The organism is Bradyrhizobium sp. SZCCHNR2028 (assembly GCF_032380995.1).
Lineage (GTDB): Bacteria > Pseudomonadota > Alphaproteobacteria > Rhizobiales > Xanthobacteraceae > Bradyrhizobium.
In genome coordinates this window covers 16360-37147 of the sequence record NZ_JAUHJF010000013.1, presented here as the reverse complement: position 1 = coordinate 37147, position 20788 = coordinate 16360, and the positions used below count along the sequence as shown (strand labels likewise).

Sequence of the window (20788 nt, the reverse complement as noted above, 5' to 3'; positions counted from 1 at the left end):
TACAAAGTTAACGGCTCGCAGAATCCCGGAGGAGCAACCGTGACTTACGGGATTGGACGCTGCACCGGACGGATTGCTTCGGATCACTTGCGTGTCAAATCGAAACGGATTCGCTTGGTAGACGCGTGCAATGTTTCCGAATGGTGCGACGTGGGGTTGTCACATCGCCATTCACGTGCGAGCCACGCTCGTAGAGAGGGCCGGCGGGATGCTACGCACAGAGCTCGCCTCCAGCACCGGTCGATCTTCGCGGCACGTCCGCATCAAGGCGGAGGTCGGGCGATCAAGCGATCGAACGTGTCCCGCCGGCGGCCGCGATCGCCCCGTCGCTGGAACGGCGCCCATGCGAGGCATTCAGGAGCTGTCGGATGCGGATTGCGGGGACAGGCCGGCTGAACAGATAGCCCTGCGCCTCGGTGACCGTGCCGTCGGCGCTGACCAGTTCGAGCTGCTCGTTGGTCTCGATGCCCTCCACCACCACCGACATGCCGAGATCGGCGGACAATCTTGCGACACCGCGCAACAGGGTCAGCGGCCGATCGCTGTCGATGCCTTCGAGGAAAGAGCGATCGATCTTGACCTTCTCCAACGGGAAGTTGTGCAAATAGCTGAGGCTCGAATAGCCGGTGCCGAAATCGTCGAGCGAAATACGAACCCCGAGCATATGCAATTGCGACAGCACATCGTGCGTGAGCTGGGTGTTGCGCAACAGCGAGGATTCGGTGATCTCGATCTCGAGCCGATGCGGCGGCAGCCCGGACACTTCGAGCGCGTAGCGGACCTCACTGAGCACATCGCGCTGATGGAACTGCTGCGGCGAGAAGTTGACGGCGACGCTGACCGCATCCGGCCATTTCATGCATTCGAGGCAGGCCTTGCGCAGGATCCAGCGGCCGAGATCGACGATCAGGCCCATGTCCTCGGCGACGGGAATGATGTCGACCGGCGAGACCGTGCCGCGCACCGGGTGATTCCAGCGCAGCAGCGCCTCGCAGGTCGAGATCTTGCCGGACTTCAGATTGACCAGCGGCTGATAGAACAGCTCGAACTCCTCGTTCGCCAGCGCCTTGCGCAGATCGAGCTCGAGGATGCGGCGCGCTTCCACCGTCTGGGCGAGTTCGTCGCGGAAGAAGCAGAAGGTGCCCCGTCCCTCGGCCTTGGCGCGGTACAGCGCCATGTCGGCGTTCTTCAATAGCGTGTCGGCGCTGATCCCCGGCCCAGTCATGGCGATGCCGACGCTGGCGCCGATCTCGACCAGATGATTGTCGATCTTGTAGCGCTCGCTGAGCTGGTCGACGATCCGGCGCGCCAGCATGGCCGCGTCATCGTTGGAGCGGATGTTGCGCTGGAACACCACGAACTCGTCGCCGCCGAAGCGCGCGACGAAGTCTTCCGGACGCAGCATGTCGCGCAGGCGCTCGGAGACCGCGCAGAGCAGTTGATCGCCGCAGGGGTGGCCGAGCGTGTCGTTGACCTGCTTGAAGCGGTCGAGATCGACGAACAGCAGCGCGGACAATTCGCCGTGCCGCTGCGGAATCCTGAGCAGCCGTTCGATCTCGTCGCGGAAGCTGACGCGGTTCGGCAAGGTCGTGAGTTCGTCATAGCGCGCCAGATGCGAGATGCGCGCCTCCGCATGCCGGCGCTCGGTGATGTCCTCGAGCAGGACCACGGCGCCGCCGTCGGCCATCGGCTGGAAGGTCCAGGACAGCGACCGGTCGCGCGCGACGTCGGGATCGCTGGTAATGACGTTATGGGTCTTGGTGTGCTCGATCTCGGCCAGAATCAGCCGGCCGCTCGAAGCGGAGATCGAGCCTGCGATCACGCAGGCGTTGATGATGTCGGCCGCCTTGCCGCCACGCTGCAGGATGTCATCCGGCAGGCTCATCATGTGGCCGAAGCGGTGGTTCATCACGGCCAGACGCCCGTCGGAGCGGAACATGCACAGGCCGTGCGGCATGTTGTTCAGGGCCGTATCGAACTGCTTGGCCAGCGCAGCCTCGCTTTCGCGCGCCACGAAGGCCTGGACGAAGATCCTCTGCAGATTGGTCGAGATATGTTTCAGCGACACGAAGAACAGGACGCAGAACGCCGCCATGCCCAGGTAATAAGGGCTGCCGTGGATCGCGAGAGCCACTGCAAGCGGTCCGCAGGCGAGCAGGATCTGGACATGGAATATCCAAGGCCGCCCGTAGGTCCGGCCGGCGCCCGCCGACATGTAGCAGAGCGTCACCGTGATCGCGATCAGGTGCACCACCGGGTCGCTGTTGTCGACAAGGGCGACTACGCACCACACGCCGAGCACCAGCGCATAGATCATGGCGCCGATCTGGTAGCGAACCTCCCAGCGCTCGACCGCCTCCTGCGTGAGGCGACCGTTGTCGCAGAGGCTCCGATAGTAGCGCATGTCGAGCGAACGGAACGCCCCTGCGATGATCAGCATCGCGGCACACGGCCACAGATTGACGTCGCCGCTCTTGATCGCGGTCATGACGGCGGCGACGGCGGCGCAGAGTGCGCCGGCGAACATCGGGCCGGGATCCTGGAAGAGGGAGTCGACGAGAGCCGCCTGGATCGCAGGCGACAACTTTCGATCGTCTTCTCCATTCTGAGTGGCAAGCTGCATTCGTGCGCACGCGTCCTGTTCGGTGCACAAACATTACCGCTCGCAGGTGAAGTCTTTCTGAGGGAACATCGTTAGCGGAGCGTTTCCGCGCTCGCGAAATGCACGAATTCGCTCGAAAATTCAGAGAACTAGGCAAACACTACCCGGCTACTACAACTAATAGTTCCACCTTTCCACAGAACACGCCTCGCGCGACTCGAAAAATCGCGTCCACCACGACGTGAGCGGGCCCAGAGCCTCGCTCACCGTCACGACAACAGCGGCGACCAGGCCGGATCCGAGGCGAAGCCCGGCGTCGGCACCTTCTGCTCGAAGCGGCCGGAGACGTCGATCGAGTACAGCGACGGACCGGCGGTGCCGCCGGGGTCACGGAAGAACATCAGCACGCGGCCGTTGGGCGAGAAGGTCGGCCCTTCGTTGTGGAAGCCGGCGGTGAGGATGCGCTCGCCCGAGCCGTCCGTCTTCATGATGCCGATCGCGAACTGGCCGCCGCCCTGCTTGGTGAAGGCGATGAAGTCGCCGCGCGGCGACCACACCGGCGTCGAGTAGCTGCCCTCGCCGAACGAGATGCGCTGCGCTGCCCCGCCACTGGAGGACATCACGTAGATCTGCGGCTTGCCGCCGCGATCGGACTCGAAGCAGATCTGGCTGCCGTCCGGCGAGTAGCACGGCGAGGTATCGATCGCCGGCGTGTCGGTGAGCCGCGTGGTCGTGCGCGAGCGCAGGTCCATCACGAACAGGTTGGAGTTGCCGCCCTGCTGCAGGCTCAGGATGATGCGCTGGCCGTCCGGCGAGAAGCGCGGCGAGAACGACATGCCGGGGAAGTTGCCGACGATCTCGCGCTGGCCGGTCTCGATGTTGAACAGATAGACCTTCGGGTCGCCCTGCCCGAACTCCATGTACGTGATTTCCTGGCTCGACGGCGAAAACCGCGGCGTCAGCACGAGGTCGGCGCCGCGGGTGAGATAGCGGACGTTGGCGCCGTCCTGGTCCATCAGCGCGAGCCGCTTGACGCGGCGGTCCGACGGGCCGCTCTCGTCGACGAACACGACGCGGCTGTCGAAATAGCCCTTCTCGCCGGTCATCTGCGTGTAGATCTGGTCCGAGATGATGTGGGCGATGCGCCGCCAATATTCCGGCGCCGTCACATATTGCTGGCCGGTGAGCTGCTGGCCCGAGTTCGGGTCCCACAGCCGAAACTCCGCCTTCAGGCGCCCGTCCGGCTGCCGCGTCGCGCGGCCCGTCACCAGCCCGCGCAGGTCGAGCGGACGCCAGCTCGCGAATTGCGGCGGCGCCTCGAAATTGCTGATGCGCTCGGGAAACGCAGCCGGGTCGACCGGCACGAACAGCCCGCTGCGCTTCAGATTGTTGGTGATCACCTGCGCAACGCCATTGCCGACATCGGCATCCCCTGCCCCGCCGGGCACGAAGGGCGGAACGGCGATCGGGATCGGCTTGAACTCGCCGCTCGGGATGATCTCCAGGCGTTTTTGCTGGGCGAGCGCGGGCCCAGCGCCCAGCGCTGCCATCGCGGCGCCTCCGGTCAGCAACAGCTGGCGCCGCGTGAAAAATCCGGTCGTGCGCTTCGGAGGTGTCGTCAAGTTCGGCCTCGCATCGAATTCATCATTTTGAGATTGAATGTCGTCGGTACGAGCTTCCACTCATTGTACCGGTTCTTCGGCAGGAACGAATAGGGCTGGCAATTCTCCACCGCGCGCTTGGCATTCTCCGCCATGGCTACGCTGACCCGCGACGGTCCTCGCGTCCCAACGACGGCCGGCACGGCGGCCAGCGATCCATCCGGACGCAGCTGGATGTCGATATCGACCTCGATCTTGTCCTCATCGACGCCGGTATAGGGAAGATTGAAGCAGCGACCGACCGCTTGTTGAAATGCGATCTGCCAGCTCGCAACGTTGGCTTCGGCCGTTCCCTGCGTTGCGCCGAGCGCCGCATTGGCATTGAGCTCCGCCCCCGTCGCCGCCTGCCGCGTCGGGTCCTTCTGATTGATCAGGCTCGCGATCTTCTCAGAGTCGTATTTGCGCTCGCTCTTGTGCTTCGGCGGCTCCGGAGGCGCGGCGGCGGCCTGCTGCGGCTTCGGCGGCTGCTTCGCCTTGTCCTTGTTGAGCACGCTGGCGATCTGGTCCGGATTGAAGGGATCGGGCTTCTTCTCTTCCGGCTTCGGCTTCTCGGCCGGCGCGGGCTTCGACGGCTCCGGCTTCTTTTCGGCCACGGGCTTGGGCGTATCCGGCTGCTTCTCGACCGGCTTCGGCGGGTCGGGCTTCTTCTCGACCGGCTTCTCCGGCTTGGGCTGCGGCGTCGGCGCGGCGTCGGTCTCGGTGACCTGCTTGGTGTCAACCTTGCCGACGATGTCCTCGGTCGGCTTCTTCTCGCCGATCTTGTCGGCCAGCAGCTTCTGGGATTCCTTCTTGCCCGTCAGCGCGCCGGCCTTGGCCTTGGACGAGTTGTCCTCCGAGATCACGTCGACGGGCACCAGGTCCTCCGCCGGCACCACCATCGAGCGCGCGGAGAAGCTGAACAGACCCCAGCACAGCACGAGCACGTGCAGGGCGACGGACAGCACCGTCCCCTTGCGCGTGCGAACGAACCGGATGAGGTCTGCTGACGTCATGAGCCCTGATCCGGCAGCACGACGATGCTGGCGCGATAGCCGGCGTCGCGCGCCAGGCCCAGCACCTTCATCATGTCGGAGTAGCAGGCGTCGCGGTCGCCGCGGATCTTGACGACGTTGTCGGCGCCACCGGCGCCCGCTTCCTTCATCGCCTTGATCTTCGGCCCAAGCTCGTTGATCGCGATCGGCGAGTCGCCGAGATACACGTCCACCTTCGACGCGCAGCCGCCGCCGGTCTTCTTGACGGTGACCTCGAGCGGCGGCTTGGCGTCGGCCGTCGAGGCCGAGCCGCCTTGCGCCTGGGGCAGGTCGACCTGGATGTTGACGGTGAGCAGCGGCGCCGCGACCATGAAGATGATCAGCAGCACCAGCATGACGTCGACCATCGGCGTGACGTTGATCTCCGCCATCACGGCCGCCTTGCGCCGACCGCGGCGACCACCGCCACCGGACGCGCTGCCCATGCTCATGCCCATGCTGTGGTACTCACGATCCGAATGCCACTATACCTGCCCTCATCCCCGCTCGTCGATCTGACGGGACAAGATGGCTGAAAATTCATCTGCGAAGCCTTCCAACCGCTGCGCCTGCCGGTTCACCTCCGAAGAGAACTTGTTGTAGAAAATCGTCGCCGGGATGGCCGCTATCAGGCCGATGGCGGTAGCGAACAGCGCCTCCGCGATGCCCGGCGCGACCACCGCCAGAGAGGTGTTCTTCGAAGCCGCGATCGCCTGGAAGCTGGTCATGATGCCCCAGACCGTGCCGAACAGGCCGACGAACGGGCCGGCGGAGCCGACCGTGGCGAGCACCAGGAGACGGCGTTCCAGCCGCTCGACCTCGCGCGCGATCGACACGTTCATCACCTTCTCGATGCGCATCTGCAGCCCGGCGAAGGAGCGCGCATGGCCCTCGAACGAGCGTTTCCATTCCCGCATCGCCGCCACGAAACACGCCGCCATCGACTGCGTCGGCTTCGCCGACAGCACCCGATACAATTCCTCGATCGATTCCCCGGACCAGAAGGCCTGCTCGAACCGATCCATCGAGCGGCGGGTCCGCGAGAACAGGAACATCTTGTCGATCGCGATCGCCCAGACCCAGATCGAGCAGGAGATCAGGCCGAGCATGATGATCCGAACCACCCAGCCGGCATTGCCGAATAGATCGATCAGGGACAGGCCGCCGCTATCGACAGACATCTGCAGTATCCTCTCAACCAATCATCCCGGGACGCCCGGGACCATGCAGCCGCCGTTCCATGCCGGATGCCGTCGCGGCGGAAAGCGCCTGCGCGAGAAAACCCTGAACTGATCGCTTTAAGAGGCCCGCCGAAGCCATAAGCGGCCTGCTTCCTCTGCCAACGTGTCAAAACAAGGGCTCTTGGCGCGCGTAAGCGCCCCTTAACCAAACCCCCTCCGGGGTTAAGGCGGGGTTACCGCGGAGTATTGCCGAGGTCAAAGGTCCAGCCGGACCAGCCAGATAGAGCCTTTGTGATCAGCAGCTTGACCATTTTGGCCGCCAGCGGGCAGCGGCCAGCCGCCGCAGGCGGGCGGTATCGGAGAACGCAAAACGCCCGCCGGCGGGGGAAACCGCAAGCGGGCGTCTTATGCCGTCAGGGCGGGGGCTGAAAGCCCTGCGCCGTCAGGTGCGAGGCGATCAGCTCTGCGGCTGGTCGTTCGGCGGGGTCGGACGCGGCTTGTGCTGGGCCATGAACGCGTCGAACTCCTCCTTGTCCTTGGCGTGGCGCAGCCGGGTCAGGAAGTCGCGGAACTCCTGCTGCTCCTCCTCGAGCCGCCGCAGGGTCTCCATGCGGTACTCATCGAAGGCGCGGTTGCCGCTCGAAGCCGGCTGCGAGAACCCGAAGCCGAAGCCGCGGCGCTCCATCTTGTCGCGCATGCGGTCCATCTTCCACTGCATCCGCTCCATCTTGTTCGACCAGCGATCACCGCCGTTCCAGCACGCCATCTTTCTGCTCCCGAGTGTGAAAAAGAGAAGGGCAAGTCCGATCGGCCACCAGATGATGAAGCCGAGCACGGTCACGGCGATCCAGCCGGGATGCCAGGGCGACTCCATCATGCGGGGCCGGTACCTCTGCTCCTCCTCCGAACCGCGCCAACGATTGACATCTGCGGTGTAGGCCATCTCCCTCTCCATTCGCGGCGCCATGCCGTGTGAATGTAAATAACATTTACATAGCTAGCTCAACCCGGGATTTTGTCAAGGCGACCGCCTGACGCGTCGCTCGAATTATTTTTCGGCGTTCTTTGAACCTTATTTCGGGCGGCCCCAGGGCCCTGCCGGCTTGTCATCGTCCGGCAGCGGCGACGGCTCGGCAGCGGAGGACGGCGCAGGCCGGCGGTCGGTCGGGAAGCCGAGCCCGCGCAGATAGATCAGCACCTCGGCCTCCAGCAGCTCTTCCGGCGACATCGGCAGCTTGCGGCGGGCGGCGTCGCCACGCGCGAACAGCGAGGCGATGCCATGCGCCATCGACCAGATGTGCAGCGCCATCATCAGCGCCGGCGGCCGCGGCACGCCGGGCGGCGCCAGCGCGGCCAGCCGCTCGGCGGCAGCCCGGATGACGCCGAAAGCGCGCTCGCCCGCCGCCAGCAGACCCGCGGTGGAGTCGGCCGGCACACCGGATTCGAACATCGCCGAATAGAACGCAGGCTCCGAACGGGCAAATGCGAGATACGCCTTGCCGACGCGCTCGAACGCCGTGACGGTGTCGGGCCGGCCGTCGTCCCACGCCGCCGAGAGCTGCGCCTCGAACTGCTCGAAGCCGCGCTGGGCGATGCTCGACAGCAGTTCGTCGCGGTCGCGGAAGTGGCGATAGGGCGCGGCCGGGCTGACGCCGGCCATGCGGGCCGCATCGGCAAAGGTGAAGCCGGCAGCCCCCTTCTGCGCGATCAGGTCGAGCGCCGCCTGCAGCAGCGCCTCCTTGAGGTTACCGTGATGATAGCCGCGCTCGGCGCGGCGCTCTTCCTTGCGCCAGCTCATGTAAAAGGCTTTTACATGAGCCGGGTCAAAGGAAGCCAGCGACTTTTGGGCGGGGTCAGCCGCCGATGTGCGCGGGGGGCCGTCCCGTCGTCCCGTTAAGCCCCCAGCGAACAGGCGCCACCCTCGCCTGGAGGGTCGCGCAAGGAGCAGGATGGCACCGAAGTCACCGCGAGATCAGCGCGCCCGGCACAAACGCCGGGCGCCGCAGCAAGCGCGATGTTCACACCTCAGCCGACGTTCCGCCCTGCAGGCCGCTCAACTAACCGCCCGGAATCGGCAGCACCGGCATGATCTCGACCCGCTCGCCCGGGAAGATCGCAAAATGCGGATGGTTGACGAACATCTTCGCGGCATCCTCGTGCGACGCGGCGCGGACCACGGTGAACGCGCCCATCTCGTTGGCGATGTCGTTGACGCCGCCCTTGTCGACCCGCTTGGTCTTGCCGAGCGGCCCGCCCATCGCGACGATCTCGTCCTTGTGTTGGTCCGCCCAGGCATGCCAGGCCGCCATGCCCTGCTGCCCCCTGGCATTGCGCTCCGTTTCGGACAGCGCCTCCCAGGCTTTCCAGGCCGGACTGGTCTTGCTGCCGAGAAAGACGGCGAGATAGGTGTTGCTGTTGTCGCTCATTGCACTTCCCTCTCCTGCTGTGAAACGGATCGATCAGACACGGCCGGCATGCGGCAGCTCGGCGAAGCCGGCCGCGGCCTGCTGCACCTCCTCGGAAAAGTCGGCCATCTCCTGGACCTGGCGAATCTCGATGATCTCGTTGTCCGAGGCCGGGCACTGCTTGGCCCAGGCGATCGCCTCGTCGCGCGAGGCGACCTCGATCATCCAATAGCCGCCGAGCACCTCCTTGGCCTCCGCGAACGGGCCGTCGGTCACCACAGGCGTGCCGCCCGCGAACGAGACCCGCGCCCCCATCGACGGCGGATGCAGGCCCTCCAGCGTGATCAGCACGCCGGCGTCCTTCAGGGCCTCGTTGTAGCGCATCATCGCTTCGACGCGCTCGGGATCGAGCTGCACGTCCGGCGGCGCGCTCTCATAGCCGAGCGGGATCATCAGCATCATGAATCGCATCGCGTTTCTCCTCCTCTCCTGATCAGGGTCGGTTCAGCTCCTGGCGGCCTGCGCACGCAGCCGTTCGACCCGCTCACGCAATTCGGGCGTGAACGTCTCGCCGAAATCCTCCGCGGCATAGACCTGGCGGATCTCGATCTGGCCGCTCGGGAACGGCGCCCGCTTCATATGCTCGATCACCTCATCGAGCGAGCCGGCCTTGATCATCCAGAAGCCCGCCGCGAGATCGCGGGAGAGATCGAACGGACCGCGCGCGACGCTCGACGTCCCGTTCGAGAAGTCGATGCGCGCCCCCTTCGCGGTCGGATGCAGGCCCTCGCCGGCTTCCATCATGCCGGCCTTGACCAATGCCTCGTTGAACCGGCCCATCGCCGCGAACTCCTCGGTCGTCGGCAGGATTCCGGCTTCGGTGTCCCTGGTCGCCTTCACGATCACCATGAACCGCATGGCGCCTCTCCCCTGATGCTGTCCGGCAGGACTGCCCTGCCCTCATCAGTAGGACGATCCGGCCCTGGTGCCGCCGACACGCTCCCGCAATTATTTTGGCCGGGTTCCCGATTCAGCCCGGCTCCTGCGGGAACATGTGGAAATAAGGCTCGGCCTCTGCGAGCACCCGCGCCACGGATGGCCTCGCCTTGAGCCGGTCGAGATAGGCTTTGACCCGGGGGAGCCCATCACCCAGCGGCTCCACTCTGTCGGCGTAGAACAGCGCCGGCACGGCCGCGCAATCCGCCAGGGTGAACGGGTCTCCCATCGCCCAGCCACGCGGCGGCAGCTCGGCCTCGAGCATGGCGTAGGACGTGCGCAGCCGGCTTAGAGCGTCGGCGACGCCGAGCGGATCGCGGGCATCGGCCGGCCGCAGCCGGTCGAACACGACGGTCTGCGTCGGCATGTGCAGATAGAGGTCGAGAAAGCGATCGCGCAGACGTGTCCGCAAAGCGAGATCGGGATCATCGGGAATGAAGCGCGTCCTGCCCGCATAGTGCTGGTCGAGATATTCGATGATGATGCTCGATTCCGGAATCGTGCGCTGCTCGTCGCGCAGCACGGGAAATTTACCGACCGGCCAAAGCTTCAAGAACGCCGCGCGCTCATCCGCGTCACCGAGATTGATCAGCTTCGGCGTGAACGAAACGTCGTTCTCATACAGCGCGATCAGCACCTTCCAGCAGAACGACGACAGCGGATGATAGTAGAGGGTCAGCGACATCCTACGCTCCTGATGAGTTGAGTGAGAACAAGTTGTTTGGTCCCGAACGCGCGGCCGCAGGGATGGTGCGCTCCCTCGCCCCGTTCTTCACGGAGAGAGGGTTGAGGCGAGGGCTAGACGCACCGGCGGTGTGGTTTATAGACCTGCACTCCCCCGGGACACGGAGCGCGCCCGCGAGAGCTGGACTCACACGTCCCGAATGGGGGCATAGCGCGCGATGACAACGCCGTTGGACAGCGCCCGGCTGTCGATCAGGCGGAGCTTCACGGCCTGACCCGGCTTGAACAGCGGCCGTCCGGCGCCGAGCACGCGCGGATTGATCGCGATACGAAACTCATCGATCAGATCGTGCGCGACGAGCGTCGACGCGAGGTCCGCGCTGCCGAACAGGAACAGGTCTTTGGCATTCTCCTGCTTGAGCTTGTCGACATCGGCCGCGAGCTGCGGACCCAGCAGATGCGCGTTTGACCATGCCAGGCGAGACAGCGTGCGGGAGGCGACATATTTGGGGATGCTGTTCATGAAGTCGGCGATCACGCCCTTCTCGGTCGGCCAATAGCCGGCCATCAGATCGTAGGTCACCCGGCCGAACAGCAATCCGCCCGCCTCGTGCAGTTGCGTCTCGGAGATCTGCTCCAGCTCCGGACCCCACACATCCTCATGCCAGGAGATGTCGCCGTTCGGGCCCGCAACCATGCCGTCCAGCGTCATCATGTTCCACATCACCAGTCTCGCCATCGACTGCCTCTCCCCTGACTGCTTTCATTTTGCAAGCAGTTGGAGAATGCCCAGACCGGTGCAATATTGCAAGCGGTTTATACGCGATCCCTGCTCACGAGACTTCGATGTCCGACCCTCAGCGCTCCGGCTGCCCGATCAACCTGTCGCTCGAAGTGGTGGGAGACAAATGGAGCCTCTTGATCATCCGCGACATGATGTTCGGAAATCGCCGGCACTATCGCGAGCTGCTCGGCGGCTCGGAGGAAGGCATCTCCTCGAACATTCTCGCCGACCGGCTGAAGACGCTGCTCGCGGCCGGCATCATCAGCCGTGAGGACGATCCGAGCCACAAGCAGAAGGGCATCTATTCCCTGACCGAGCAGGGCATCGAGCTGTTGCCGATCCTCGCGCAGATGGCGGGCTGGGGTTACAAATATCTCCCCGTCTCGGAGGAGCTCGGCATCCGCGCCAAGCTGTTGATGGAAGGCGGCCCGAAAATGTGGGCCGAATTCATGGACGAGCTGCGCGAGACCCATCTCGGCGCGAAACGGCGCAGGAAGGCTGGACCGAGCGTCGGCGAGCGGCTGCAGGCGGCTTACCAGAAGGTCGTCGCTGCCAAGAAGGCCGAGGCAGGCGGCAGGTGATCGCGCGCCTCGCAACGCGCACGGATCGTGCGCGCCGCTTCCCGCATCAGAACCGCGTGTTGTCGGCCCTGTAGCGCGATGATTTGCGCGGGGCGCGTTCGGGGGCCTGCTCGAGCTGCGCGATCGGGCGGCGATAGGTCTCCGCGCGACGCAGCCAGCCCGCCTCCCACACGCGGTTCGAGGGCAGATTGCGAACCCGCTGCTGCAGCACGACCTGCACCGCGTCGGAATATTCGGCGAGCACAGCCTTGGACTCGGTGGTAGTGCCGTTCATCTTGAGCAGTACCTGCTTGAGACCCCAGCCCTGGCGCTGGCCCGTCTCCTTGTCCACCGCCGTCTCGGACGGATTGGTGCCCTCGCCCTTGAAGTTGATGTAGTCGATCAACGGATAGAGATCGTTGGAGGCGCGCACGACCCGCGAATATTGCGCGACGATGTGCTCGCGTTCGGCGCTGTCGGGCGTGTTGGCGAGGATCTTGTCCATCGCGCCTTGCGCACGCGCCACCAGGAACTGCGTCTGCTCCGCAATCGTGTCGAGCAGGAACTGCCGCAATTGCCGCATTTGCGGCGAGTTGAAATTCCGCTTGAAGTCGGCCCGGCTGGTCCACGGGCATGCCGGAATCGGCGTCTTGTCGAGCCATGCAGGCAACGGCGTCCTGCCCTTGCGCAGAAACGCGATCAGCCCCGGAAAGCCCTCCTCATAAGGCGGCTTCGCGGTGGACGGGTACCAGATGAAATGCCCGATTCCCAGCGAGGCGAATTCTTCACCCGCATTCCACGACGTGATCGCGTCGCGCCGTCCCCCGGCCTCGTTGAGCCAGATCTTGCGGCCGATCATCTGCGCAACGTCGGCCGGGAGCGCACGTTGAGGCACCGACAGATTCTTCGTCGTCTTGGTGTCGCTCCGCGGGTCGGCCTTGCGCTCGGCCGCGACCGGCTTCGCGGGCTCGGTCGATGGCACGGCCACCTTCGGAGCCGGCGTCGGCACGTCCGACGGCCGCCCCACCGTCTCGGGCTCCGCCGTCTGCGGCTGCTGCGGCGGCGCGACATCGTGCGCAGCCTGCTCGGTCTCTGCCGGTTTCGCGGCAACGCTGCCATCCGCTCCGGCGGCGCCGGACGCCGCGAGCCCGAGGACAATGCACGACAACAGCAACGCGCCGCACACGCGCCTCAGATCATTCGGCCCGCGCGACGAAGCGTGCAGCTCCGTGGTTCTGACGAGAGTGATTCGCCGGCTGATGAATTGATCGCCCATGTCGATTCTACCGAGACTCTTAAACTCTACGCTACCGGTTCAGATTCGTCCCAGACACGTCCGAGAGCGACCCGACGACGGGCAAATCAGCCGACGGCGGGACTGTCCAATTCCACGGGGGAATGCGCCTTTGGAGACTGCGGCGCGGCCGCGAGACCGCCGGCGCCACGGAGCTTTTTCGTGAAGACTTTCAAGTCGATCACCCTTACCCTTGTCCAGTCCTTCCCGTAAGAATGCTCCTCCTGTTCCCGATCGAGAGGGACGTTTCGCGGTCGTCACGAACGTGGGGAGCAGGACGCGGTGGAAGCGTCGATGTTGCAGCGTGGAGCATGATTCGGAACCGGAGGATGTTGACGCGCATTGCGCCACAGCTTTCCGACAAGATCATGCTCATATGAGGACACGCAGACGAACAACGCGGCGCGTACGGCGAAATCGTGTGGTCCCGGCATCCCGATGCTGATGCCGTGTCCGATGCGTGAGCGCATTGTGGCGGAAACCGGGGCAAGACAGCCGGTCCCCGGGGAGCGTGTCATAGGCCGTCAGACCATCGCGCAGGGAGGGCCGGGATGTCTCAGCCGAACCTGGGGTTCCGGCCCCGTGCATTTTTCCCGCACGGGGGCCAATGGGGCGCCAAGCTCCCGGTCTTCCCTGCTCCCTCCGATCGAGCGGGAGGCCAAGGCGAGCATGATTCGGATGCTTCTCCACCGCGAGGACGCGAGCTGATGCGACCGCTACCACCGCTGGCTGTTTGACAACGCCCACGAACTTCGCTGGCTATGCGCATCGCGCGGAGCTGGATTGAACGTACACTGACAGATGTGACGGCCTTCACAGCTGATCCGCGCAGCGCATGTTAGGACTCAACGAAGAGAAAAGCCGGGCTGCCGGCCCGAGGAGTCGACCGCCGTGACGGAAACATCGACGACGACGCAGACCGACAAGGTCGCCCTGATCACCGGGGCGGCGCGCGGCATCGGGCTGGCGACAGCAAAGAGATTTCTGCACGAGGGCTGGCGTGTGGCCCTGCTCGACATCGAGAAGAAGCTGCTCGACGACGCCACGGCCGCACTCGAATCTCCCGATCGAACGCTCGCCCTGCATTGCGACGTCGCGGAAGCCGAGATGGTCGCCGATGCGTTGGCGCGCCTCGCCGACCGGTTCGGCCGTCTCGATGCGCTGGTCAACAATGCCGGTGTCGCACGCTTCGCTCCGATCATGGAAACCAGCGAAGCCGACTGGCAGCGCATCCTCGACGTCAATCTGACCGGGCCGTTTCTGTGCACGCGGGCCGCGGTCCCGCTGATGCGCGAGCGCGGCGGCACCATCGTCAACATCACCTCGATTTCCGCCGTCCGCGCCTCCACGCTGCGCTCCGCCTACGGCACCAGCAAGGCGGCGCTGGCGCATCTGACCAAGCAGCTCGCGGTCGAGCTCGCATCCGCCGGCATCCGCGTCAACGCGGTGGCGCCGGGCCCGGTGGAGACCGCGATGGCCAAGGACGTGCATACGCCGGAGATCCGCGCCGACTATCACGACGCCATTCCGCTCAACCGTTACGGCCTCGAGGACGAGCTCGCCGAGGCCATCTTGTTTCTCAGCTCCGAACGCTCCAGCTATATCACCGGACAGATCCTGGCCGTCGATGGCGGCTTCGACGCCGCGGGAATCGGATTGCCGACCTTGCGCGGCCAACGCAGGAACACGTGAAACGATGCCGAGCCGGATGCGCATCATCCTGACCTTGCTGCTGGCGGTCGTCCTGTGGGGAATCGCGACGATGCTGGCGCGCGCCGACGTCCGCATCATCTCCTCGCCCGGCGGCGAGGTGGGGCCGTTCATCGATCTGTTCGAGAAGGTTCGCGCCTCCGGCGAGCGTGTCATCATCGACGGTCCCTGCCTGTCGGCCTGCACGCTGGTGCTCAGCGTCGTGCCCGAGGACCGCATCTGCGTGACGCGGCGAGCCACCCTCGGCTTCCACGCCGCACGCTCGGTCGACCGGCGCGGCCGCGCTTATGCGGAACCCGAGGCTTCCAAGCTGGTGCTGCAGACCTATCCCACGCCGGTGCGCGGCTGGATCGAGCGCCGCGGCGGCCTGACGTCGCGGCTTCTGTTGTTGCGCGGGCGCGAGCTCAAGGCGATGTACGCCTCGTGCCGCTAGCGGCGTCACGCCTCGTAGCCATCCGCCGGGGAATTGATCATCCACGGAATGCCGAAGCGATCGACGCCCATGCCGAAGCCCTTCGACCAGAAGGTCTTGCCGAACGGCATGGTGACGGCACCGCCTTCGAGCAGGGCATGGAACTTGCGCTCCGCCTCGGCCGGGTCTGCGATCTGGAGCGAGACCGAGATTCCGTGCGGCTTGCCTTGATAATATTCGGGCGGCGAATCCGAGGCCATCAGGACGCCGCCGCCGATCGAGAAGCGGACATGCATGATCCTGTCCTTGTGCTCCGGTGCAGAAGGCATCTCCGGCGGCGCCTCGCCATAACGCATCATCATGTCGACCTTGGCGCCGAGCACCTCGCCGTAGTGCTTGAGCGCCTGCGCGCAATCGCCATTGAACGTCAGATAGGGACAGATCATCGTCATCCTCCTTGGTTGAAAGATCATTTGTCAGCGCAGCAGCGGCAGAAGCGAGCGCAGGCGGCGGTCGCGCAGCCACAAGCCGCCCCACAGCAGGAGTCCGAGATAGAGGCCGAACAGGACGTGGCTGAACAGCGGACTGCCGATGCGGACATGCGAGGCGATGGCGCCGCCGAGATAGCCGGTGAGCAGGATCGCGCCGACGAACGATGTCGGCGGCAGGATATAGAGCACGGTGCAGAGAAGCGTGATGAGGCCGAGCGCCCGCGCCATGGCGTCGCCTGCTCCATAGCCCATCTGATCCAGCGTCTGGGTGACGACGGGCAGAGGGATGAGCTTGACCGCGCCGTCGAACAGCAGGAACAGCGTCACCAGACCGCTCAGGATGCGGCCGCTCCACAATTCGGCGCGCGAGACCGGCTCTTCCATCGTCGTCATCTGCAGCTCCTCTCCGTGATGCTGCTCCCAGGACGAATGAAGGATCGTGCCGCCGACAGCCCGGTGCAGAATTTTAGACCGAATCTCGGCAGTATTTCACTGGCCGACCCGAGCCTGAGCCGTCGCGCTGTCGCGCATCAGGCGATCGAGCTGCATGCGGATATGCGCGGCCTCCGCCGAGCTGTGCGCCAGCGCGATGGCGCGGTCGAAGGCGGTCCGCGCCTCGTCATTGCGCCCGAGCTGCATCAGCAGCGCGCCGCGCACGCCGAAGAAATAGAAATAATTGGCAAGCCGCCCTTCGAGCGGCGCAATCAAATCGAGCGCCGCCTCGGCCCCGCGCACCTTGGAGACGGCGACGGCGCGATTGAGCGTCACCACCGGCGAGGGCTGCACCACTTCCAGCGCGCCATAGAGAAGGTCTATCTGCGTCCAGTCGGTGTCCTCCGGGCGCGCGGCGCGCGAATGCAGCGCCGCGATCGCCGCCTGGATCTGGTACGGGCCGCTGTGGCGGTGGCGGATCGCCTTGTCGATCAGGGCCACGCCTTCCGCGATCATCGGCTGGTTCCACAGCGAGCGATCCTGTTCGTCGAGAAGGATCAGCGTCCCCTCCGCATCGAAGCGGGCGGCGCTGCGCGCGTGTTGCAGCAGCAGCAGCGCCGTCAGCCCCATGATTTCGGGCTCGCTCGGAAACAGCCGCAGCAGCAGCCGCGCCAGCCGGATGGCCTCCTCGGACAGCGGCTGGCGCAGCGCCGCGGTCTCGCCGCTGGCCGAATAGCCCTCGTTGAAGATCAGGTAGATCATGGCCGCGACCGCGGTCAGGCGCTCGGCGCGCTCGATCGCGCCCGGCGTCTCGAACGGCACGTCCGCCTGCGCGACGCGCGCCTTGGCGCGGGTGATGCGCTGCTCCATCGCCGCCTCGCTGACCAGGAAGGCGCGGGCGATCTGCTTCACCGTCAGGCCGGACACCACCCGCAGCGCCAGCGCGATCTGCTGCGTCGCCGGCAGGTCCTTGTGACAGCAGATGAACAACAGGCGGAGGATGTCGTCGCGGTAGTGCGAGCCGTCGAGCCGCTCGGCGAGCGCGCTCTCGGCGTCGTCGAGATCGGAGATCGCCTCGTCATCCGGCAGCGGCTGCTCGCGGCGGCCCCGGCGGACATCGTCGATGGCCGCGTTGCGTCCGACCATGATCAGCCAGGCCGCCGGATCGCGCGGCGGACCGTTCTGCGGCCAGCTCTTCAGGGCGCGCAGGCAGGCGTTCTGGAACGCCTCCTCCGCCGTGTCGAGATCGCGGAAATAGCGCAGCAGCGCGCCGACGGCCTGGGGTCGCGCTGATGTCAGGGCCGCATCGATCCAGGCCGTATCGGTCATGCCAGCGCTCCACCCGGCCTGAACGTGCCGACGGGACGGATCTCGTAGGAGCCGCCGGGATTGGCCTCACCGAGCTCGCGCGCGACCTCCAGCGCCTCATCGAGATTGGCACAGTCGACGAGATAGAAGCCGAGCAGTTGCTCCTTGGTCTCGGCATAGGGGCCGTCGATGACGAGCGGCGGATCCTCCTTCCGGAGCGTCGTCGCAGCCGTGGTCGGCAGCAGCCGCGCCACCGGCCCGAGCCGCCCCTGCTTGGCGAGCTTCTCCTGGATGACGGCAAGCTTGGCCATGACCGCGGCATCCTGGTCCTTGCTCCAGGCGCAGACGACATCCTCGTCATGATAGCAGAGCAGCGCGTACAACATCGGCAGGCATCTCCCTTCGTCTTCAAGACGGCGGAGTATGCCTCCGGCCGACAGTCCCACGAAGTATTTTCGCGGGGTTCCGCCTGCAGGAACAAGCCGCCTACCAGGAGATGCCGTACTTGGCCGCGATGTTGCGCGCCCGGGTCTCCTGCGCGCTCTCGCGCGGCTGCTTGGCTCGGCCGGCCTGGCGCTGCGACTTGCCTTGGCCTTGCCCCGCGGCGCTCGGTCCACCTTGGCTGCCCGCGTTCGGGGACATGCCGTCCTGCGTCTGGCCGCCGGCCTGCGGCTGACTGCCCTTGCCGATCGAGATGCCGTTGGCCGACAGGATCGACCCGACATCGATGGTCTGGGCCTGGACCGAGGCAGACGCGACGACGAAAGCAGTGGCGAAAAGCAATTTGCGCATGACGATTGTCTCCGTGTTGATGGGCGGAGATTGGCGCGCCCGCGCGATCTGGTATGTGGAACACGTCACATAAGCTCGAGGACCCTCCGATGACCAAAGGCGCGCTGGCGCTCCTGATCCATGGCGGCACCGACAACTGGTCGCCACAGCGCTGGAAGGCGCGTTTCGACGATGTCTGCGGCGACCGCCCTGTGGTGCTGCTGCCCGATCCCGGGCTCGATCCAGCCGAGGTGCATTACGCCGCGGTCTGGAAGCCGGTCCCCGGCGAGCTCGCCGGCTTTCCGAACCTGCGCGTGATCTTCAACCTCGGCGCCGGCGTCGACGCGCTGATGGCCGACAAGACGCTGCCCAGCGTGCCCCTGGTCCGCGTCGCGGTGGACGATCTCACCGCGCGAATGACCGAATATGTCGTGCTGCACGTGCTGATGCATCATCGCCAAGAGCTGTACCTGCGCGAGTCGCAGCGCGTGAAGCGCTGGGCGCCGAAATACCAGTGGCCGGCGGCCGCGATCGGCGTCGGCGTTCTCGGACTGGGCACGCTCGGGATCGACGCAGCCGAGGTGCTCAAGCGACTGGGCTTCCAGGTCGCCGGCTGGAGCCGCAGCGTCAAGCAGGCCGACGGCATCGAATGCTTCCATGGCGCGGGGCAGCTCGACGCGTTCCTGGCGCGGACCGACATCCTGGTGTCGCTGCTGCCGCTGACGCCGGACACGCGCGGCATTCTCGACCGCAAGATGTTCGCCAAGCTCAGGCGCTCATCGCCGCTCGGCGCCCCCGTCATGATCAATGCCGGCCGCGGCGGGCTGCAGAACGAGGCCGACATCCTCGCCTGTCTCGACGACGGCACGCTCGGTTCGGTCTCGCTCGACGTGTTCGGCCAGGAGCCGCTGCCGGCCGACAGCCCGTTCTGGACCCACCCGAAGGTGGTGCTGACGCCGCACAATGCAGCCGACACCGACGCCGACGCGATCTCCCGCTACGTCGCCGAGCAGATCGCGACCTTCGAGGCCGGCGGGGCGCTGCGCAACCTGGTCGATCGCGTCAGGGGATATTGAAACGCTATCCTTTGCCGACCATCACATCGATTGCGCCGGCGACGATCGCCTCCAGCTCCTGACGCGACGCCCGCGCGCGAGCGCGGACCGCGATCGAGTGGATCGTCGCCGACGCCAGCCGCGCCAGCACGGCGGGGTCGGCGTCCGCAGGCAGCTCGCCCTTCTCCTTGGCGCGGCGGAAGCAGCGCGCAAACGCCATGTCGAGCTCGGTCAGGGCGTTCTGCACCATGGCGCGGATGTCGGGATCGGCGACCGCTTCCGAGCCCGCCGTCATCACCGTGAAGCAGCCGCGCGGCCCCTCCTCGCCCGAGAGATAGATGTCGAGTGCGGCGGCGAAGATCTTCTGCAGCTGCTCGCGCACCGGCCAGTCGTGACGGAAGATCTCGCCCATCACGGCGCGGGCGTTGTCGCGGTAGCGCTGATAGCTCTTGATGTAGAGCTCGCGCTTGTCGCCGAACGCGCCATAGAGGCTCGGCCGGTTCATGCCGGTGGCGGCGCTGAGATCGTCGAGCGAGGTCGCGGCGAATCCGGTCGACCGGAACAGGTCGAGCGCCTTGCCGAGCGCGACATCCGGCTCATACGCCCGCGGCCTCCCGCGCCGCTTCGGCTCGACCGGGGCGGTTGCCTTTTTTAGGGGAAGGTCGCCCTGCGGCGGACCTTTCTTTTTTTGTACCATTTCGCAATAAATTCCTTGACCGACCTTATATTATGCGAGATAGTATAAAAATCAATCAACGCTCCGATCCGGAGCCCGAGGGAGACGTCCATGGACCTGTATTTCTCGCCACTCGCCTGCTCGCTTGCCACCCGCATCGCGCTGTATGAAGCTGGCGCTGCGGCGAATTATCTCGAGGTCGATCCGAAGACGAAGATCGTCCTCAACGACGGCTCCGATTTCCGCGCCGTCAATCCGCTCGGGCTCGTCCCGACGCTCCGCACCGATGACGGCGACCTGCTGACCGAGAATGCCGCGATCCTGCAATATGTCGCCGATCGCTTCCCCGAGGCGAAGCTCGGCACCGGCCCCGGCATGGACCGCAGCCGGCTGCATCAATGGCTCTGCTTCATCGGCACCGAGCTGCACAAGGGATTGTTCATCCCGATCCTCGACAAGACCGCGCCCGAGGAGATGAAGGCCCATGTCCTGAAGAAGAACCTGTCGCGGCTCGATCATCTCGAGAACCACCTGCGGGATCGCGACTATCTGCTCGATCATTTCACGGTCGCCGACGCGTATCTCGTCACCGTGATCAACTGGACCATGGCAACGCCGCCGGTCCAGCTCGCGAAATGGCCGGCCGTGAAGGCGTACTACGAGCGCCTGCGCGTGCGGCCGTCGATCGCCCGTGCCATCGCCGAGGAGTTCGAGCTCTACAAGGCGGAACTGGCGCGGCATAAGGCGGCGGCGTAG

General features: G+C 65.6%; 24 protein-coding genes. 5 read left to right on the top strand and 19 right to left on the bottom strand.

Annotated features, from left to right (window positions below; translation table 11 throughout):
- Positions 1-283 precede the first annotated feature (283 nt).
- The 12 genes from QX121_RS20335 to QX121_RS20280 all read right to left on the bottom strand — a co-directional run bounded on the left by QX121_RS20335 (position 284) and on the right by QX121_RS20280 (position 11278).
- Positions 284-2623, bottom strand: coding sequence for a putative bifunctional diguanylate cyclase/phosphodiesterase (locus tag QX121_RS20335; protein ID WP_315736317.1), 2340 nt, complete (start codon positions 2621-2623; stop codon positions 284-286).
- A gap of 248 nt (positions 2624-2871) precedes the next feature.
- A complete protein-coding gene (tolB, locus tag QX121_RS20330) occupies positions 2872-4152 on the bottom strand; it encodes a Tol-Pal system beta propeller repeat protein TolB (protein ID WP_315812927.1) in 1281 nt (426 codons plus the stop codon).
- Between the two features lie 68 nt (positions 4153-4220).
- Positions 4221-5255 carry a protein TolA gene (locus QX121_RS20325; RefSeq protein ID WP_315812874.1) on the bottom strand — a complete coding sequence of 345 codons (1035 nt, stop codon included), beginning with the start codon at positions 5253-5255 and terminating at the stop codon, positions 4221-4223.
- The gene (locus QX121_RS20320) at positions 5252-5731 is read right to left on the bottom strand and encodes a biopolymer transporter ExbD (protein ID WP_315736315.1); all 480 of its coding nucleotides are present in this window, start codon (positions 5729-5731) and stop codon (positions 5252-5254) included. Before QX121_RS20320 ends, QX121_RS20325 begins: the two co-directional genes overlap by 4 nt.
- A gap of 39 nt (positions 5732-5770) precedes the next feature.
- Entirely contained in the window at positions 5771-6454 is a 684-nt protein-coding gene (gene tolQ, locus QX121_RS20315) for a protein TolQ (RefSeq protein ID WP_315717584.1), read from the bottom strand.
- A 457-nt stretch (positions 6455-6911) separates the two neighbouring features.
- Complete coding sequence (locus QX121_RS20310; protein WP_315736314.1) at positions 6912-7397, bottom strand: DUF2852 domain-containing protein; 486 nt, start codon at positions 7395-7397, stop codon at positions 6912-6914.
- A 129-nt stretch (positions 7398-7526) separates the two neighbouring features.
- Positions 7527-8252: a TetR/AcrR family transcriptional regulator gene (locus tag QX121_RS20305; protein WP_315772334.1), complete on the bottom strand. Its 726-nt coding sequence runs from the start codon at positions 8250-8252 to the stop codon at positions 7527-7529.
- A gap of 259 nt (positions 8253-8511) precedes the next feature.
- Positions 8512-8880: a hypothetical protein gene (locus QX121_RS20300; RefSeq protein ID WP_315812873.1), complete on the bottom strand. Its 369-nt coding sequence runs from the start codon at positions 8878-8880 to the stop codon at positions 8512-8514.
- A 33-nt stretch (positions 8881-8913) separates the two neighbouring features.
- Positions 8914-9330 (bottom strand): YciI family protein, encoded by a 417-nt coding sequence (locus QX121_RS20295; protein ID WP_315812872.1) that lies wholly within the window; start codon positions 9328-9330, stop codon positions 8914-8916.
- 33 nt (positions 9331-9363) lie between these two features.
- Positions 9364-9777: a YciI family protein gene (locus tag QX121_RS20290; protein ID WP_315812871.1), complete on the bottom strand. Its 414-nt coding sequence runs from the start codon at positions 9775-9777 to the stop codon at positions 9364-9366.
- 112 nt (positions 9778-9889) lie between these two features.
- Complete coding sequence (locus tag QX121_RS20285) at positions 9890-10540, bottom strand: glutathione S-transferase family protein (RefSeq protein WP_315812870.1); 651 nt, start codon at positions 10538-10540, stop codon at positions 9890-9892.
- A gap of 186 nt (positions 10541-10726) precedes the next feature.
- A complete protein-coding gene (locus tag QX121_RS20280; protein WP_315812869.1) occupies positions 10727-11278 on the bottom strand; it encodes a dihydrofolate reductase family protein in 552 nt (183 codons plus the stop codon).
- Between the two features lie 107 nt (positions 11279-11385).
- On the opposite strand from QX121_RS20280, the gene QX121_RS20275 reads away from it, so the two are divergent.
- The gene (locus tag QX121_RS20275) at positions 11386-11904 is read left to right on the top strand and encodes a helix-turn-helix domain-containing protein (RefSeq protein WP_315772322.1); all 519 of its coding nucleotides are present in this window, start codon (positions 11386-11388) and stop codon (positions 11902-11904) included.
- Between the two features lie 46 nt (positions 11905-11950).
- Here QX121_RS20275 and QX121_RS20270 read toward each other — a convergent pair whose 3' ends face one another.
- Positions 11951-13159 carry a hypothetical protein gene (locus QX121_RS20270; protein ID WP_315736306.1) on the bottom strand — a complete coding sequence of 403 codons (1209 nt, stop codon included), beginning with the start codon at positions 13157-13159 and terminating at the stop codon, positions 11951-11953.
- Between the two features lie 909 nt (positions 13160-14068).
- Between QX121_RS20270 and QX121_RS20265 the strand changes: the two genes are divergently transcribed.
- Both QX121_RS20265 and QX121_RS20260 read left to right on the top strand, forming a co-directional pair.
- On the top strand, positions 14069-14869 hold the full coding sequence (locus tag QX121_RS20265; RefSeq protein WP_315756042.1) for an SDR family oxidoreductase: 801 nt from the start codon (positions 14069-14071) through the stop codon (positions 14867-14869).
- A 4-nt stretch (positions 14870-14873) separates the two neighbouring features.
- Positions 14874-15320, top strand: coding sequence for a hypothetical protein (locus tag QX121_RS20260; RefSeq protein WP_315736304.1), 447 nt, complete (start codon positions 14874-14876; stop codon positions 15318-15320).
- Positions 15321-15325: 5 nt separating this feature from the next.
- On the opposite strand, the gene QX121_RS20255 is transcribed toward QX121_RS20260, so the two are convergent.
- From QX121_RS20255 to QX121_RS20235, 5 genes are all read right to left on the bottom strand, one after another.
- On the bottom strand, positions 15326-15745 hold the full coding sequence (locus tag QX121_RS20255) for a VOC family protein (RefSeq protein WP_315736303.1): 420 nt from the start codon (positions 15743-15745) through the stop codon (positions 15326-15328).
- Positions 15746-15775: 30 nt separating this feature from the next.
- On the bottom strand, positions 15776-16147 hold the full coding sequence (locus QX121_RS20250) for a DoxX family protein (RefSeq protein ID WP_315812926.1): 372 nt from the start codon (positions 16145-16147) through the stop codon (positions 15776-15778).
- A 132-nt stretch (positions 16148-16279) separates the two neighbouring features.
- The gene (locus tag QX121_RS20245; protein ID WP_315812868.1) at positions 16280-17551 is read right to left on the bottom strand and encodes an RNA polymerase sigma factor; all 1272 of its coding nucleotides are present in this window, start codon (positions 17549-17551) and stop codon (positions 16280-16282) included.
- Positions 17548-17916: a YciI family protein gene (locus QX121_RS20240; protein WP_315717600.1), complete on the bottom strand. Its 369-nt coding sequence runs from the start codon at positions 17914-17916 to the stop codon at positions 17548-17550. Before QX121_RS20240 ends, QX121_RS20245 begins: the two co-directional genes overlap by 4 nt.
- Positions 17917-18016: 100 nt before the next feature.
- Complete coding sequence (locus QX121_RS20235) at positions 18017-18322, bottom strand: hypothetical protein (RefSeq protein ID WP_315812867.1); 306 nt, start codon at positions 18320-18322, stop codon at positions 18017-18019.
- Positions 18323-18411: 89 nt separating this feature from the next.
- On the opposite strand from QX121_RS20235, the gene QX121_RS20230 reads away from it, so the two are divergent.
- Entirely contained in the window at positions 18412-19377 is a 966-nt protein-coding gene (locus QX121_RS20230) for a glyoxylate/hydroxypyruvate reductase A (protein ID WP_315812866.1), read from the top strand.
- A gap of 4 nt (positions 19378-19381) precedes the next feature.
- Here QX121_RS20230 and QX121_RS20225 read toward each other — a convergent pair whose 3' ends face one another.
- The gene (locus tag QX121_RS20225) at positions 19382-20053 is read right to left on the bottom strand and encodes a TetR/AcrR family transcriptional regulator (protein ID WP_315812865.1); all 672 of its coding nucleotides are present in this window, start codon (positions 20051-20053) and stop codon (positions 19382-19384) included.
- 90 nt (positions 20054-20143) lie between these two features.
- Here QX121_RS20225 and QX121_RS20220 point away from each other — a divergent pair, with 90 nt between their 5' ends.
- Entirely contained in the window at positions 20144-20788 is a 645-nt protein-coding gene (locus QX121_RS20220) for a glutathione binding-like protein (RefSeq protein ID WP_315736298.1), read from the top strand.

What these genes read in the sequence shown, in the direction of transcription:
- QX121_RS20220 (WP_315736298.1), top strand. Translation starts at nt 20,144, where the DNA reads ATGGACCTGTATTTCTCGCCACTCGCCTGCTCGCTTGCCACCCGCATC.
- QX121_RS20255 (WP_315736303.1), bottom strand. Translation starts at nt 15,745, where the DNA reads ATGATCTGTCCCTATCTGACGTTCAATGGCGATTGCGCGCAGGCGCTC.
- QX121_RS20320 (WP_315736315.1), bottom strand. Translation starts at nt 5,731, where the DNA reads ATGGGCATGAGCATGGGCAGCGCGTCCGGTGGCGGTGGTCGCCGCGGT.
- QX121_RS20285 (WP_315812870.1), bottom strand. Translation starts at nt 10,540, where the DNA reads ATGTCGCTGACCCTCTACTATCATCCGCTGTCGTCGTTCTGCTGGAAG.
- QX121_RS20225 (WP_315812865.1), bottom strand. Translation starts at nt 20,053, where the DNA reads ATGGTACAAAAAAAGAAAGGTCCGCCGCAGGGCGACCTTCCCCTAAAA.
- QX121_RS20295 (WP_315812872.1), bottom strand. Translation starts at nt 9,330, where the DNA reads ATGCGATTCATGATGCTGATGATCCCGCTCGGCTATGAGAGCGCGCCG.
- tolB (WP_315812927.1), bottom strand. Translation starts at nt 4,152, where the DNA reads ATGGCAGCGCTGGGCGCTGGGCCCGCGCTCGCCCAGCAAAAACGCCTG.
- QX121_RS20300 (WP_315812873.1), bottom strand. Translation starts at nt 8,880, where the DNA reads ATGAGCGACAACAGCAACACCTATCTCGCCGTCTTTCTCGGCAGCAAG.
- QX121_RS20290 (WP_315812871.1), bottom strand. Translation starts at nt 9,777, where the DNA reads ATGCGGTTCATGGTGATCGTGAAGGCGACCAGGGACACCGAAGCCGGA.
- QX121_RS20230 (WP_315812866.1), top strand. Translation starts at nt 18,412, where the DNA reads ATGACCAAAGGCGCGCTGGCGCTCCTGATCCATGGCGGCACCGACAAC.
- QX121_RS20275 (WP_315772322.1), top strand. Translation starts at nt 11,386, where the DNA reads ATGTCCGACCCTCAGCGCTCCGGCTGCCCGATCAACCTGTCGCTCGAA.
- QX121_RS20305 (WP_315772334.1), bottom strand. Translation starts at nt 8,252, where the DNA reads ATGAGCTGGCGCAAGGAAGAGCGCCGCGCCGAGCGCGGCTATCATCAC.
- QX121_RS20235 (WP_315812867.1), bottom strand. Translation starts at nt 18,322, where the DNA reads ATGCGCAAATTGCTTTTCGCCACTGCTTTCGTCGTCGCGTCTGCCTCG.
- QX121_RS20335 (WP_315736317.1), bottom strand. Translation starts at nt 2,623, where the DNA reads ATGCAGCTTGCCACTCAGAATGGAGAAGACGATCGAAAGTTGTCGCCT.
- QX121_RS20245 (WP_315812868.1), bottom strand. Translation starts at nt 17,551, where the DNA reads ATGACCGATACGGCCTGGATCGATGCGGCCCTGACATCAGCGCGACCC.
- tolQ (WP_315717584.1), bottom strand. Translation starts at nt 6,454, where the DNA reads ATGTCTGTCGATAGCGGCGGCCTGTCCCTGATCGATCTATTCGGCAAT.
- QX121_RS20310 (WP_315736314.1), bottom strand. Translation starts at nt 7,397, where the DNA reads ATGGCCTACACCGCAGATGTCAATCGTTGGCGCGGTTCGGAGGAGGAG.
- QX121_RS20240 (WP_315717600.1), bottom strand. Translation starts at nt 17,916, where the DNA reads ATGTTGTACGCGCTGCTCTGCTATCATGACGAGGATGTCGTCTGCGCC.
- QX121_RS20270 (WP_315736306.1), bottom strand. Translation starts at nt 13,159, where the DNA reads ATGGGCGATCAATTCATCAGCCGGCGAATCACTCTCGTCAGAACCACG.
- QX121_RS20325 (WP_315812874.1), bottom strand. Translation starts at nt 5,255, where the DNA reads ATGACGTCAGCAGACCTCATCCGGTTCGTTCGCACGCGCAAGGGGACG.
- QX121_RS20280 (WP_315812869.1), bottom strand. Translation starts at nt 11,278, where the DNA reads ATGGCGAGACTGGTGATGTGGAACATGATGACGCTGGACGGCATGGTT.
- QX121_RS20260 (WP_315736304.1), top strand. Translation starts at nt 14,874, where the DNA reads ATGCCGAGCCGGATGCGCATCATCCTGACCTTGCTGCTGGCGGTCGTC.